A 14,757-nucleotide genomic window follows, 5' to 3' on the forward strand; every position below is an offset into this window, starting at 1 on the left:
AAATTTTGAATTCGAGTTGGGTACAACTTCGCAAGTTGATGCTTACATTTGCACAATCTTTAAAAAGAGTAATTATGGGTATTGGCAAAAAAGTGAAGATGTACATGAATTTCACCAAATTCAGACTCTCAGCCCTTGTTATTCTTTCAGCACTTTCCGGATACTTATTTGTTGGCGGTCATGACGGACTGGAAATGACCTACTTAATGCTCGGTGGCTTGTTGGTTACTGCAGCTTCCAATGGCTCCAATCAAATTTGGGAACGCGAATTAGACGTTTTAATGAACCGGACCGGAAAAAGACCTCTTCCAACAGGAGAAATGTCCGTAAATGAAGGATTAGTTGTAATTGCCCTTTGCTTGCTTCCCGGATTGTGGATGCTTTACCAGTTAAATCTGGGTTCCATGCTACTTGGTTTAGCAGCATTCGTATCTTACGTTTTCATTTATACTCCGATGAAGCGCATTTCTACATGGGCCGTTTTCGTAGGGGCATTTCCGGGAGCTCTTCCGCCGATGATCGGTGCTGTTGCCGGATCTGACAGCTTTGGTTTGGTACCGGGAGTATTGTTTTTTGTACAGTTCGTATGGCAATTCCCGCATTTCTGGGCAATTGCCTGGGTAGTTTACGACGATTACCAGCAAGCAGGTTTTTCATTGTTACCGTCAAAAGATGGCCGCACGAAAGGATCCGCTTTCCAGATTATGATCTATTCACTGGCTTTGATCCCTTTTTCATTACTGCCATGGCTCATGGGTTGGACAAGTGACATTACCTTAATAGTAGCAGGAAGCTGTTCCATCTTATTTTTCCTGCAGTCCTATAAATTATTCCTGAGCCTTACTATAGCTGATGCCAAAAAATTGATGTTTGCATCGTTCATTTGGCTGCCGGTTGTTCAATTTTTATATGTGTTTGACAGAAAGCTCCCTGAAATTATGGATGCTTTATGGCAGCACGGTACACTTTTTTAAAAACGTATGTCACAAATTGATTACGATAAAGAATTAACTCCCGAGGTTCGGGAGAAAATGAAGAAAAACCTCATTTATGTAGGGATTTTCGGTATCATCATGTTATTTGCAGGTTTGTCCTCAGGATACATTGTAAGTGCAGGAGATACCTTTTGGGTGAAGTACAACTTCCCGCCGGCATTCTATATTTCCACGGCTTTGATCATTCTAAGCAGTATTATCCTCTTTGTGGGAATTAAAGTTGCCCAAAAAGGAAATGCGGCAATCCTGAAGACCATTGTTCCTTTAACATTCGTTCTTGGGGTCGGGTTTGCTTACTTCCAGTTTAAAGGATACAAGGAATTGTATCAAAACGGAGCATTCCTTTCTTCGAAGATTACCGTTTCCGAAGGCCGTTACGGTTCTTATTACGAACTTCAGGTAAATGGAAAATACATGGAGGTCGACGGTAATGATTACCTGATTGCCGGAAAGGTTATTTCTGAAAACCAGAAAAAAGAAATCGGTGAATTCGCCAGGCAGTTTGAACGCATCACCAAAGAGAAAAACCCGAAGATCGCGGACCTGGATAAATACACTATTCTTTACAAGCACCAGCCGGTGAGCTTAAAAGACGGGAAGTTCTATGTACAGGACACCGTTGAACTGCAGCATGTAGATTTAATACGCCTGGAAGAATTCTCGTGGCATCTCCGCGACGGAAGAGGTGATTTTTTCCACTCCGGGAAATACGGCAAAGATTTTAAGATCTATTACAAAAATCAGGAGTTGGATTATAAAGAACGAACACTTTATTACCAGGGAGTTCCTTTAAATGCACCACTTCAATTGAAAATGGATTCATCTTCCGATACAGCGACATCCTATCTTTACATCTTGACATTTTTACACTTATTACATATTTTAGTTACACTAATTTTTGTACTAAGAGCTTCAATTCGTTCATTCTCAGGTAAATTAGCAGTTGATAATTTCCTTCCGGTACGCACACTTGCCATTTTCTGGCATTTTTTAGGCGTATTATGGATCTATTTATTGCTTTTTTTACTTTTTATTCATTAAACTTGCACAAAAAATTATAAAATGGCTGGACACGCTACAACACATGTCGACGCTGCTACCGCTTGGGGCGGGAAGACTTCACCGTTTAACGTAAGTTACGGAAAGTTAATGATGTGGTTTTTCTTGGTATCGGATGCATTGACATTCGGTGGATTGTTAGTTGCTTATGGTTATACGCGCCACACAACGCAGAGCGCATGGCCGATCGGTGAAGAGACTTTTGACTCTCTGCCTTTCCTGGGTCATGGATATCCATTGATGTATGTTGCATTGATGACGTTCATTTTGATCGTATCTTCCGTAACGATGGTATTGGCTGTTGAAGCCGGTCACCGTATGGACAAAAAAGGAGTAATGAAGTGGATGATCGCTACCATTATCGGTGGTTTCTTCTTCCTGGGTTCTCAGGCTTGGGAATGGTCTCACTTTATCCACGGATCTCATTTCGGAAGTGTGGAAATCCTTTCAGGAGAGCATACAGGTTCCCGTGCAATTGTAAAAGGACATTTCGGGGATTTGGAAAGCTTTACGGTTGTTCAGGCTGGAAAACACCACAAAGTAGGAGATGTTATCAAAGAAACTCCGGATGAATTGTTCCACCATTTCCGTACTGCTGTTATGAACGGACAAGTTAAAGACGGAAAGATTACTTTGCATGACGGTTCGGTTGCTACCTGGAAAAAACATAACGATGAGCACATGGAGTTGATCATCAAAACCGATGGAACAGGTCATTCTTTATCAAAAGTGACTAAGATCCACGGAAAAGATGCTGAAGCGAAATACTGGGAATCTGTTAATTCAGGAAAAAAAGGAGCGATCATTTATGGTGCTGACTTAAAAAGCAACGAGTATGGTCCTTCCCAATACGGACAATTCTTCTTCTTCATTACAGGATTCCACGGATTCCACGTATTCTCAGGAGTTGTTATTAACATCTTAATTTTCTTAGGAGTTGCACGTGGTACTTACCACAAACGCGGACACTACGAAATGGTTGAGAAAACAGGATTGTACTGGCACTTTGTCGATTTAGTATGGGTGTTTGTATTTACATTCTTCTACTTAGTTTAATTTTTGAAAGATCTATATCATGGAAAGAGACGATATTATTGAATACTCATTGGATGCTCACCATAGCGAAGAACAAGGAAAAAAGGTCCGTCGCAAAATTTGGTTAGTAACAGCGATCCTTACTGTAATTACAGCATTTGAAGTTGCTGTTGGAGCAATGGTTCACCAGGATAATCCAATGTGGTGGGTAGTTAAATTATTATTCATCGGATTGACATTATTGAAAGCGGGATACATCGTATTGGTGTTCATGCACTTGGGTGACGAGAGAAAGGTATTGAAGTACTGCATCCTTGTTCCGTATTTTATTTTCATTATTTACCTTATTTTCATTGCGCTGACTGAGGCTAATGCAGTCCATACAGCATGGGAAACATACGGAGGATAGTTTCATTTTAAATCATTTTTAGCCAATGGCTAAGTCAAATTCTAAGGCCGGTTCGTTAAGATCAGTGTTCGCACTACTGCTTCTATTCGGACCGGCTCTTATTTTAATATTCATTTCCACTCGTGGCTGTGAACACAAATTCAAAGAGCTGGATGATTATGGTGCGATTCCTCAATTCTCCTTTACGGATGCAAAAGGAAAGGTCTACACCAACAACTCTTTCAAGAACCAGATTGTTATTTATACAACAATACAGCCTTCCTGCCCGGATTCCTGCGGTGTCACAATCTGGCACCTGGATCAGCTGATCTATCAAAGTCTTCGTGAGAATAAGAAGAAACTAGGGCATGTGAAACTGGTTTCTGTTTTAACAGATGGAGCAGGAAATCCTGACAAGCGAATCAAGGAAGTAGAGTTTATGCTGAATGACCGTGTTGAAGGTTTCGATCCTTCTATCTGGGTAGTTGTTTCGGGCGATGCAAAATCACTTTACAATATTAAACACAACGGACAGACTTTGCTCCAGGAGGACAAAAAGTACTTTGGAGGATTCGGGTTCCAGGAATTGATGCTTCTTTCGGATAAAAGCAATCATTTACGAATGGTCCTCCCCGGAAAAACCGAAGGTACAATCCGCACTATGCGCGATCATATGGCGCTTCTGGAAAAAGAATACGATATCAAATCGTACAAGCAGAAGCATAAAAAGTCGTGATTTGAGAACTGCCGCGTTAGATTAGAGCAGTTTTCAGAGAGTTAATTATTAGAAAAATGAAACAGATCTTACAAGTCGCGTTGATTCTGATTCTGGTTACAAGCTGCAAAACGGAACCGGAAAAGAAACCAAAAGCACTTCCTTACTTTGGGAATTACGACATTGTTTTTTCTGAAACGGACGGAGTTCAATCAGCAGATACGGTTTATCCGAAAATCCCCGCTTTTTCTTACCTGAACCAGGATTCTGCAATGATCACCTCGAAATCCATGAAAGGGAAAGTATGGGTCGCTAATTTCTTCTTCACAAGCTGTCCGAGTATTTGTCCCCCAATGATTTCTCAAATGAAACGATTGAACGTTCTCACAAAAGATCTGGCATCGGAAGTTCAGTTCATGTCGTTCAGTATTGATCCTAAAACAGATCAACCGCATGTACTGCGAGCTTACATTAAGAATAACGGAATCCAAACCAAAAATTGGCAGTTCTTTACGGGAGACGAGTCGAAAACACACCGCTTGGGCGTGATGCATTTTATGGTCCATGCAGATAAAGACCCGATGGCAGCAGGAGGTTTTGCACACAGCGACGGGTTAGTCCTGGTTGACAGAGAAGGATATGTAAGAGGCGTTTACCGTGGAACACAAACAGAAGACGTCGACCAACTGAACAAAGATTTACGCAAATTATTAGAAATCGAATATGGAATCAACTCAAAGCACTAAAACCGGGATCCGAAAACTAATCATCGTTCTTTCAATTGTTATTCCTGTTGTTGTTGCAGCTTTATTCAAAGTGAAGATCGAGGGTTATGACTGGCACTTTTTACCTTCCATTTATGCCTGTATTAACGGATTGACAGCTGTACTTTTAGTGCTGGCACTGGTCGCTATCAAACAAAAGAAAATCAGCCTGCATGAAGGGATTATTAAAGTTTGTATGGCACTTTCAGTTTTGTTCCTGTTGCTTTACGTTGCTTATCATATGACTTCAGATCCGACACTTTACGGCGATTTGAACGGGAATGGGGAATTAGATCCTTATGAACTCACAACAATCTCATCCGGAGCTAAAATCGCTTATTTCTTCATCCTGATTACACACATTATCTTGAGTATAGCGGTAATCCCGATGGTTCTTTTCTCGTATTTATACGCCTGGGAAGGAAAATACGACAAGCACCGCAAGTGGACGAAAATTACCTGGCCTTTGTGGTTTTATGTAGCAGCGAGTGGTGTGGTAGTGTATATCATGATTTCTCCTTATTATCCTCATTGATAATTACGAATGCCGAATTCCTAATTGAGGATTTGGAGTTTTCTACTTAGGCTGCGGACAACTTTTCTTTCCGCCCATGCGAATCATTAAACCGATCCCGAAGAATGTGTACCAATCCCTGCTGGCACGGTTTCCTCTTTGTCCGAAACGATTCCCGTCCAGACTTCTATTGCTTAGCGCTGCAGCTGTAGGTCCATTTTGAGCAGCCAGGAGCAATGGATCAGCATATCTGTATCCACCGACATCATCCAGGTAATCCGTAAACAACAGGCGAATTCCGTACTCAATATTCAAACCGATGTTTTCACTGATGGAAACACGTGCACCAATTGCGATCGGAATCCCCATTTGTACACGTGAATACTTACTTCTATCTGCCAGATCAGTTCCCTGACCCTCAGTTCCAAGAGGCTGCAGTTCCACCATCTCTCCATTGTAATTTGTCATTGGATTAATACGCGTCAGCGACAATTCTGCCAATAGATAAGCCGTTCCTCTATATCTTCTGTTCCCAATCTCAAAAGGGAAATAAGTCACTTCTATTCCGGATCCGAACTCAAACAGGTCCGATTGAAAGGAAAGATTCCTGTTCTTATAAAAATCACCACTTTGTTCACTATCATACCCTTCTATTTTTCCATAGGTGAAATTTGCGCGGTATGCCATACGGGCATTGATATTGTAACGGTATAATAACTGACCCGCAGGATTTGTATGGTTAAAATGCTTTTGGTTCAGATCTCCGATATAGTAACTTCCGCCGACCATAAAGCCAATTTCAGAACGTGACAAAGCATTATGCTTATGCGCCTTTTGACCCCATGACAAAGAAGTTAAACTACAAAGTAAACCAATCAGAATTCTGTTATGCATACCAGTTATAACGGTTTTGATCGCGATTAATTGTGCGTCCCGGCGGTCATAGGAACTAAAATTCCTTTCTTGATAAGCAGTTCCGCGATCTGGACAGCATTTGTTGCCGCTCCTTTTCTCAGATTGTCGGCTACTACCCACATGTTCAGGGTCTTTTCCTGGCTTTCATCTCTTCGGATACGCCCTACGAAAACATCATCTTTGGCTTCAGCAAAACGAGGCATCGGGTAAGTATTCGTCGTAGGGTCATCTTTCAAAGTAATTCCCGGAGTTTCGTGAAGCAGTTTTCGTACATCTGCCAAATCGAATTCTTTTTCGAACTCTACATTCACCGCTTCCGAATGTCCGCCAACAACAGGAACACGAACGGCAGTTGCTGTTACAGAAATAGCAGGGTCCAATATTTTCTTGGTCTCGTTGGTCAATTTCATTTCCTCTTTGGTATAGCCATTATCCAGGAAGGAATCACAATGAGGAATACAGTTTTTATCGATCGGATAGTTGTACGCCATTTCACCTGAAATTCCGGCACGTTCATTCTCCAATTGCTGTACCGCTTTTACACCTGTTCCTGTAATGGACTGGTAAGTGGAAACGACCACGCGCTTCACACCGTAAGCTTTGTGCAAAGGTGCCAATGCCATCAATAACTGGATCGTGCTGCAGTTCGGGTTGGCAATGATCTTATCAGATACTGTCAAAAGATCTCCGTTAATTTCAGGAACGATCAATTTTTTGTCGGGGTGCATTCTCCATGCCGAGCTGTTATCGATCACTGTTGTACCAACTGCTTCGAACTTAGGCGCCCATTCCAAAGAAGTTTCGCCGCCTGCTGAGAAAATAGCTACATCGGGTTTCATAGTCACAGCCGTTGCCAAATCCACAACCGGAAATTCCAATCCTCCGAATTCGATCATCTTACCAACCGATTTCTCTGAAGCTACAGGTATTAATTCCGTAATAGGAAATGAACGTTCTTTTAACACTTCCATCATCACATTTCCAACCATTCCTGTCGCTCCGACAACTGCTACTCTCATAACCAAAAAATTTTACACAAAAATAAGAAAAAGCGACAGCTTTTGATAACTGAACAAACGTTAGTGCAGTTCAACAAAGAGAATTTTAAGAAAAAGTTTTGCTTTTGATTAGACAAGTGTTAGTATTGAAATAAATTAGAATAACTCGAATAGAACGGTTGAAAGTTCCAATAGTTACAGGAATCAAAGGGTTCAAAAAATTTAATTACTGAAAATCAAATTTGAACATTTGAATCTGCTCCGCCGCGGTGGACAGAAACATTTGAACATTTGAACATTTTTCGTAAAATCGATTCATTCATGTATCTTTGTACCGGAAAAACCATTTCCACCGATTTGAAGTGAGGAAAAGTTCACCACACGTGACAGTCATTTCGGAGTATTTTACAAAACATTTCATGCAATTTGATGAATTAAACTTGTATCCGCATTTATTGGATGCATTAAAAGAATTAGACTACACTACTCCAACACCTATCCAGGAACAATCGATCCCAAGTTTATTAGAAGGAAAAGACTTATTCGGCTGCGCGCAAACAGGAACCGGGAAAACGGCTGCTTTTGCATTGCCCATTTTACAGCATTTGGAACCGGACGGACCGATCAAGGGAAAACGTCCCATCCGTTGCCTGGTTTTGGCACCTACCAGAGAATTGGCGAACCAAATCAACGATAGTTTTAAAGCCTACGGAAAACATTCCAAACTCCGCTCCATGGTAATTTTTGGTGGTGTAAACCAAAATAAACAAGTCAATCAGCTAAATGCCGGAGTAGACATTTTGGTAGCAACTCCCGGTCGGTTACTGGATTTAATGAACCAGGGGCATATTCACTTGTCCAAGATCACCCATTTCGTACTAGATGAAGCAGACCGTATGCTTGATATGGGATTCATTCACGACATTAAAAGGATCCTCCCGCGTTTGCCGAAGAACAAACAAAATATTTTTTTCTCTGCAACCATTTCTCCAACAATTATGGAGTTGGCTGGAACCATCCTGTTTGATCCGGTAAATGTGCGCGTGACACCGGTTTCTTCAACAGCGGAAATCGTTGAGCAGTTTGTTTATTACGTAGAGAAAGCCGAAAAACGTGCTTTCCTGAAGCAATTGATCAAAAGTGAGAATATTTCACATGCAATTGTCTTCACACGAACCAAGCACGGTGCAGACCGCGTAGCAAGAGAATTGACAAAATCCGGTCATAAAGCCGAAGCCATTCACGGAGACAAATCCCAAAATGCGCGCGAAAGAGCTTTGGCAGGTTTTAAGAACAGAACGGTGAACTTCCTGGTTGCAACGGATATTGCCTCACGTGGTATCGACATCGATCAATTGGAATACGTGATCAATTTTGAGATTCCTGAAGTAGCGGAAACATATGTGCACCGAATAGGACGAACCGGTCGTGCCGGGTCAAGCGGTGTTGCTTATACCATGTGTTCAAGCGAGGAAAAAGGGTCTTTGAAAGCAATCCAGAAGCTGATTAATCAACAAATCCCGGAGCGGAAGTTGAAGTAATCAATTTGGCGAAATTTAGTGACGTTGAGATATTTATAGTAATCGTTTTGCAGTATAAGCGCCGTTACTAATGACCTTTACGTCACTATTTATAATGCTTTCAAAATTTCCGGAAAAATTACCTGTGTATGTTTCTATTCCTCCCGAAACGGATTTTGATACATATAAACTTCCCGAACTCATTAAAAAAGTCTCTTGATTTGAACCCACAAAACGCGAGTCGGAACCACTTGCCGGAAATGATATTGTAGTATCTGAACCACTAAAAGCAGGGAACAAAAAATTGAAAGAACTGGTATCTGCCTGGCGTGTTGCTGAAATTGTAATGTATGGACCTGTGCCATAATTAGCAATGACGCAATTAACGTTCGCGGGATCTGCTGACCAGGTTGTCCCATCAATTGTAGCAGACATATTCCCATATAAGGATGTATCTTCATTCGTGTTTGGTGTTGGTACATCATTATTTGTGTCTTTTTTGCAGGCAAATACAACAAAACAGACTGAAATCAAAAGTAATTTTTTCATAACTGAGAAATTAAAAAGCAATACTTCTCTATAGTTTCAAAATGAGAAGTAAGGAATTTAACACAAATTTCAAAAAGAAACAAGTTTATTTCATGGAAGACGCTGAAAGATAGACAGATCGTATTAAAAGGGTCTTTGAAAGCAATCCGGAAGCTGATCAATCAGCAGATCCTGCAGCGAAAACTGTGAACTGAATGTAACTATTTAGCAAAATCGGAATATCTATATATAGCGATGTTCCGATTTCGCGATATTCTAACATTGCAATATCACCATGTTCGAATTTTCCAAAATCTATTCAACAGTTAAAGCAACATTACTTCAACCGTTTTTTCATAACCTTTTCTATAGCTCCAAGCCAGTAATTTCTAAAACCAAATCCATTGGGTTTACCGGTTAGTTTTTTCATTTTGGAAATAGCGCCCGAAGAAATATCAAACTGAATGACGTAAACGGACGCAAGCTCTTCGCTCTTACTGAAATACTCCACAATATAGACCAATCCGGTTCCATTTCCCTGTCCGACGTATTTCTCTACCTCTTTTTGAGCATCTGACTCCGATAAACTATAAGTGTTGTCCGTTACAAGTTCATCGGCATTAACTTCATCATTTGCCTTTTTAACAATATCAAGTGACACTTTCACCTTTGCCGCACCATAATACTTCGCTAGATCGTATTTGTCAGATTCCGTAATCAATACGCTGTTCCAAACATTCAAATAATAACTTTGAATTTTAGCGGGCTCCGTAAAACCAGCAGACCCAACCATTTTAGCTTGGGAAAAATCAATCCCGAACCAGGTAATCTCGTCCAGTTTCTGTGCAAAGGAATTGTGAATTAAAAATAAGGCGGAAACAATTAAAAGTGCTTTTTTCATTTTAAGTTAGTTTGATGCTCAAAGATAAATAGTTTATTAAAAATAGGTCAATCAAAACGGACTTTTGTATATTTAATCCGACTTAATTGATATGAAGGCACTTTTCATTCTTCTTGCGCTACTTTCTCCTCTTTTGGCCTGGAACCAGGTCACAGACAATTTTTCCGACGGCGATTTTACCACGAATCCGGTGTGGAATGGTACAAATGCAGTCTACATTGTAAACGCAGCACAAGAACTGCAATTGAACAACACCGTTGCAGCAACTTCTTATTTGTCGACCCCGCACAACTTATCTTCTTTGGATAACAAGCAATGGGAAATCCTGGTCAGGCAAACCTTTGCGCCCAGTTCCAGTAATTTCGGCCGGGTTTATTTGACTTCCACCTCTGCCGATTTAAGTACCAATCCGGATGGATTTTACCTTCAGTTCGGTGAAGCAGGTTCTATAGATGCAGTTCGATTATTCAAAATTATTTCCGGTGTTTCTACGCAAATCTGTGCCTCACCCGACGGACAAATTGCAGCCTCTTTTGCTGTACGCGTAAAAGTTATCAGGGATAATACCGGACTCTGGAAGTTGTATGTAGATCCCAGCGGCGGGACGGCCTTCGGAAGTCCATACACCGGAACCGATGCAGCAAATCTGATAGGAACACACTTTGGTGTTTTCCAGACTTATACAGCCTCCAATTCAAACAAATTCTATTACGACGATGTCTACGTAGGTGATGAAATTGTAGATGTGCAGCCGCCAACCCTTGTAAGTGCAACGGCGATTACTAGTTCACAGTTGGACCTTCTGTTCAGTGAACCGGTTGGTGGAGCAAATCTGTTACTCACAAGCAATTATACGCTGAATCCATCGGTAGTTGTTGGTGCTGTTTCTGTGGACGGTACAAATGCGGCTTTGCTTCACTTAAACCTCGCTTCCTCACTTACCAACGGACAAAACTACACAGTCACAGTTTCAAGTATGGAAGATGCTTTTGGAAACACGGCGACTAATTTGACCGGAAACTTCAGCTATTTGATCGGTGAAACTGCTGTGAAAGGAGATATCATCATTTCAGAGATCATGGTCGACCCTTCTCCGGTTATCGGACTTCCCGAACTGGAATTCATTGAGATTTACAACAAAAGCAGCAAATACATTGACCTGTCAAACTGGAAGCTGGGCGATCAAAGCGGTGACGGGAACATTCTATCGGGATTCATCAATCCGGGCCAATACAAAATTCTTTGCGCTTCCGCGAGTACACCGGAATTTCCGGGTTCATACACTGTAAGCAGTTTTCCCAGTTATAATAATTCAAGCGATGACGTTGTTTTGAAGGATAATGCGGGAATGATCATCGACAAAATAGCTTACACCGATGACTGGTACCGGGACCCTATAAAAAAGTCGGGAGGATATACTTTGGAATTAATCAATCCGGATGATCCTTGCTCCGATGTTTCAAATTGGATAGCTTCCAATCATCCGAACGGCGGAACTCCGGGAGCTCAAAATTCTGTTTATAACACAACTCCGGATACCCAGGCTCCATACATCACGAGTTTGGTCGCTCTTGCCCCGAATTACCTGGAAGTTCATTTTTCGGAGGGAATGGATTCCGTGAGCCTGGTAAACGCTTCGTTCACTTCCAATCCAAATCTGACCGTACAGTCTATTGCTGTTGCATCCACTTTCAGCAGCCAGGCAATCTTTATATTCAATGAAAACCTGGCACTAAGCCAGCATTACAGTTTTTCCTACGGAACTGTCAGCGATTGCTGGTTGAATGCAACCACACTTACTGGAAATTTCGCATTGGCAGATGTTCCACAAGCCGGAGACCTGGTTATTAATGAAATCCTGTTTGATCCGGCAACCGGCGGGTCTGATTTCGTGGAAATCTACAACCGATCTTCGAAAGTCATTAATCTAAATGGTTTATCGGTCACAAATTTGGATGGAGACACCATACAGCTTACGCAGAATTTTTTCCTGGATCCGGGAACTTACGCGGTGCTGACCCCGGACAGCAATTATCAAAAGAACACCTTCCCGCAGGCAGTTTCGGGGAGCTTTTACGCAACCCCGCTCCCGGGGCTGAATAATGATTCTTCAACCATTCAAATCCTGCATAATTCGATCGTATTAGACAAAGTGAGCTACACGGAAGACTGGCATTTGTCACTCATTGATGATACCGAAAATAAAACCCTGGAACGAATCAATCCGGATGGCGTTTCATCGAGTGCTTCCAATTGGCATACAGCGGCAGAAACAATTGGTTTCGGAACTCCCGGGAAAATCAATTCTCAATACCTGACCGGAAGTATTTCCTCCACTTTCGGGACCACGGAACCGATCTTTTCACCTGACAACGACGGTTTCCAGGACGTCCTGTTATTCCAATACAATTTTGAAGTCGGAATGATTGCTACACTCAAAATCTTCGACAACCAGGGTCGTGAGGTACATACGCTGTTTTCCAGTGAATTATTAGGACAGCAGGGAAGTTTCACCTGGGACGGAGTGATGACGAACAATCAAAAAGCTCCGATAGGAATTTACATTGCTGTCATTGAAGCTTTTGCAGCAGATGGCGGAAGCAAGCAGTTTGCAAAACGGGTAGGATTTACTTTAGCAGGAAAGCTGGACTAATCTCTTAATTATCAATTATGAATTATCAAGCCAGTTCAAACTTGATAATTCATAATTAAATCATTGATAATTACTCAACGTAACTCAATTTCAATATGTTTTATTTTCCGTTTGCTCAACCAGCTGACTTTCAGATTCTTTCCCTCTAACTGAGATTTATAGGGCTATTCCGATTAAATACTGGTATAAAACCACTAATTTTGTCGCGAAATTTAAATATCCATCTAAATGAAAAGAACAGCTCTTTTTCTACTGATTTTCCTTTTTTCAACTCCATTCCACATCTTCGGACAAACAAAAAAAACCGTTTATGACGCCAAATTTGAACTTTCCGCAGAAGTGAAAGGAAAGGGCTTCGGTTTTCAGACTTTGGGTTCCGATGGGACTCACACTTATTCCCTCAGTGTAAAAGGTGTCAATTTTATGATGATCCCGATTGGCTTCAAATACATCATCAATAAATTTGATTCGAAAATGAACCTGGTACTTTCCAAAAAAGTGCCGATGAAAACACCTATTTACAAATTGGGAATGTACCGTGCACCACTCGATATGAAAATGATCGACAACCGCCTGATCCAAACTGTCAGTACTCTCGACAAAAAAGCAGGAACACGAAGCATTTACCTGATCGAATACGATAAGGACGATCTGACACAAGGCAATACGCTTGAAGTAGGTTCTTTTCCCGAGCAAGGGAAACAGAAAAACAGTGTTGTTTCTTTGTTTGATCCTAAAAACAACCAGGAGTTTGCGTTGATCGTACAATCCTCTTCCGGTCCGGAAAAATCAAAAGCTACTCTGTTTGTTGTTAACAACGAATTGGAATCTACGATGAAAACTGAATTCGAGGTAGAAGGCGATTATGAAAAAACAAGCTTCGGAAACTACATTATCTCTGAAAACTCCATCGCTTTTACCTGTAAAACGAGAGGCGGAAAGAATGAATCCGATAAACTCGACTTCTACATGATCGACAGAAAAACCGAAAACGTTCAGCAATTTGAAATTTCATTGGGAGATATAGGCAACAGTATTTCTGATTTTGAGTGTGCCCTGGATGCTTCCGGGAAATTGCATATTTCAGGATTTTACAGCTCGGGAGTAAAAAAATCCAATGATTCCGGAGGTGTTTTTACCCAGATCTATGATACCGAGAGTGGTGAAAAAATAAGCGAAGACGTTCATCCATTCACATTCGATTTCGTTACGGAAAACATGTCTGAAAGACAGAAAAACAAGACCGAAAAGAAAATGAATAAAGGCAAGGACTATGATATTTACGACTACCTGGTGCGTGAGGTAATTCCCGGCAAGGACGGAAGTTCTATCCTGGTTGCGGAGCGTTTCCGTTACTACGAAACAACTTACACCGATTCCAAAGGAAACAGGCACACAACACCGCATTATATTCATGCTGATCTAATTACTGTACGTACAAACAAATCAGGAGAAATCGAATGGGTACAGCGTTTCAAGAAATTCCATCATGCTACTAACCCGATGGCAGGGCAAATGCTTTTCCACCATGTGGAAGATCATTTCTACGTCGTATATATGGAAGAATCCAAAATGAAAATGGCTGAAATCAGTAAGTCCGACGGAAACGGGAAATCAAAAGAGGTCTTTACCAAAGATCAGATCGGGAATTATGTTCCTGCTCTTGGAAGCCGCGTTCAAACTTCACCGACAGATTATATGACGCAGCTGATCCGCATTAAAAAGGCTAAAATCCTTACTATTTCATTTGAAAAATAAGCAACTGACTCGTT

At 41.3% G+C, this 14,757-nt stretch carries 14 protein-coding genes; 10 read left to right on the forward strand and 4 right to left on the reverse strand.

Features of this window, described 5'->3' with window-relative positions; genetic code table 11:
* Positions 1-74 precede the first annotated feature (74 nt).
* From cyoE to QZT69_RS08585, 7 genes are read left to right on the forward strand one after another with little or no spacing between them, the layout of a single operon-like run.
* On the forward strand, positions 75-974 hold the full coding sequence (gene cyoE / locus QZT69_RS08555; RefSeq protein WP_294673082.1) for a heme o synthase: 900 nt from the start codon (positions 75-77) through the stop codon (positions 972-974).
* A 6-nt stretch (positions 975-980) separates the two neighbouring features.
* The gene (locus tag QZT69_RS08560; RefSeq protein ID WP_294673084.1) at positions 981-2,036 is read left to right on the forward strand and encodes a hypothetical protein; all 1,056 of its coding nucleotides are present in this window, start codon (positions 981-983) and stop codon (positions 2,034-2,036) included.
* A 21-nt stretch (positions 2,037-2,057) separates the two neighbouring features.
* Complete coding sequence (locus QZT69_RS08565) at positions 2,058-3,110, forward strand: cytochrome c oxidase subunit 3 (RefSeq protein ID WP_294673085.1); 1,053 nt, start codon at positions 2,058-2,060, stop codon at positions 3,108-3,110.
* A 19-nt stretch (positions 3,111-3,129) separates the two neighbouring features.
* The gene (locus QZT69_RS08570) at positions 3,130-3,498 is read left to right on the forward strand and encodes a cytochrome C oxidase subunit IV family protein (protein ID WP_294673087.1); all 369 of its coding nucleotides are present in this window, start codon (positions 3,130-3,132) and stop codon (positions 3,496-3,498) included.
* A 25-nt stretch (positions 3,499-3,523) separates the two neighbouring features.
* Positions 3,524-4,213, forward strand: coding sequence for a hypothetical protein (locus QZT69_RS08575; protein WP_294673089.1), 690 nt, complete (start codon positions 3,524-3,526; stop codon positions 4,211-4,213).
* A 56-nt stretch (positions 4,214-4,269) separates the two neighbouring features.
* A complete protein-coding gene (locus QZT69_RS08580) occupies positions 4,270-4,938 on the forward strand; it encodes an SCO family protein (RefSeq protein ID WP_294673091.1) in 669 nt (222 codons plus the stop codon).
* A complete protein-coding gene (locus QZT69_RS08585) occupies positions 4,916-5,491 on the forward strand; it encodes a DUF420 domain-containing protein (protein ID WP_294673092.1) in 576 nt (191 codons plus the stop codon). The genes QZT69_RS08580 and QZT69_RS08585 overlap by 23 nt, the downstream gene beginning before the upstream one ends.
* Before the next feature lie 42 nt (positions 5,492-5,533).
* Here the strand turns inward: QZT69_RS08585 and QZT69_RS08590 are convergent, their stop codons facing one another.
* Both QZT69_RS08590 and QZT69_RS08595 read right to left on the reverse strand, forming a co-directional pair.
* Complete coding sequence (locus tag QZT69_RS08590) at positions 5,534-6,364, reverse strand: DUF6089 family protein (protein WP_294673094.1); 831 nt, start codon at positions 6,362-6,364, stop codon at positions 5,534-5,536.
* Positions 6,365-6,390: 26 nt separating this feature from the next.
* Positions 6,391-7,404, reverse strand: coding sequence for an aspartate-semialdehyde dehydrogenase (locus QZT69_RS08595; protein WP_294673096.1), 1,014 nt, complete (start codon positions 7,402-7,404; stop codon positions 6,391-6,393).
* A gap of 398 nt (positions 7,405-7,802) precedes the next feature.
* On the opposite strand from QZT69_RS08595, the gene QZT69_RS08600 reads away from it, so the two are divergent.
* Positions 7,803-8,924: a DEAD/DEAH box helicase gene (locus QZT69_RS08600; protein WP_294673098.1), complete on the forward strand. Its 1,122-nt coding sequence runs from the start codon at positions 7,803-7,805 to the stop codon at positions 8,922-8,924.
* Positions 8,925-8,957: 33 nt separating this feature from the next.
* Here QZT69_RS08600 and QZT69_RS08605 read toward each other — a convergent pair whose 3' ends face one another.
* Positions 8,958-9,452, reverse strand: coding sequence for a hypothetical protein (locus QZT69_RS08605; protein WP_294673100.1), 495 nt, complete (start codon positions 9,450-9,452; stop codon positions 8,958-8,960).
* A 316-nt stretch (positions 9,453-9,768) separates the two neighbouring features.
* Positions 9,769-10,332 (reverse strand): hypothetical protein, encoded by a 564-nt coding sequence (locus QZT69_RS08610; RefSeq protein ID WP_294673102.1) that lies wholly within the window; start codon positions 10,330-10,332, stop codon positions 9,769-9,771.
* Between the two features lie 91 nt (positions 10,333-10,423).
* Between QZT69_RS08610 and QZT69_RS08615 the strand changes: the two genes are divergently transcribed.
* Together QZT69_RS08615 and QZT69_RS08620 are read left to right on the forward strand one after the other, a co-directional pair.
* Complete coding sequence (locus QZT69_RS08615) at positions 10,424-12,985, forward strand: lamin tail domain-containing protein (RefSeq protein WP_294673103.1); 2,562 nt, start codon at positions 10,424-10,426, stop codon at positions 12,983-12,985.
* 228 nt (positions 12,986-13,213) lie between these two features.
* The gene (locus QZT69_RS08620) at positions 13,214-14,743 is read left to right on the forward strand and encodes a hypothetical protein (protein ID WP_294673105.1); all 1,530 of its coding nucleotides are present in this window, start codon (positions 13,214-13,216) and stop codon (positions 14,741-14,743) included.
* Positions 14,744-14,757: the final 14 nt, after the last annotated feature.

The organism is uncultured Fluviicola sp., from assembly GCF_902168135.1.
Taxonomy (GTDB): Bacteria; Bacteroidota; Bacteroidia; order Flavobacteriales_D; family Crocinitomicaceae; genus Fluviicola.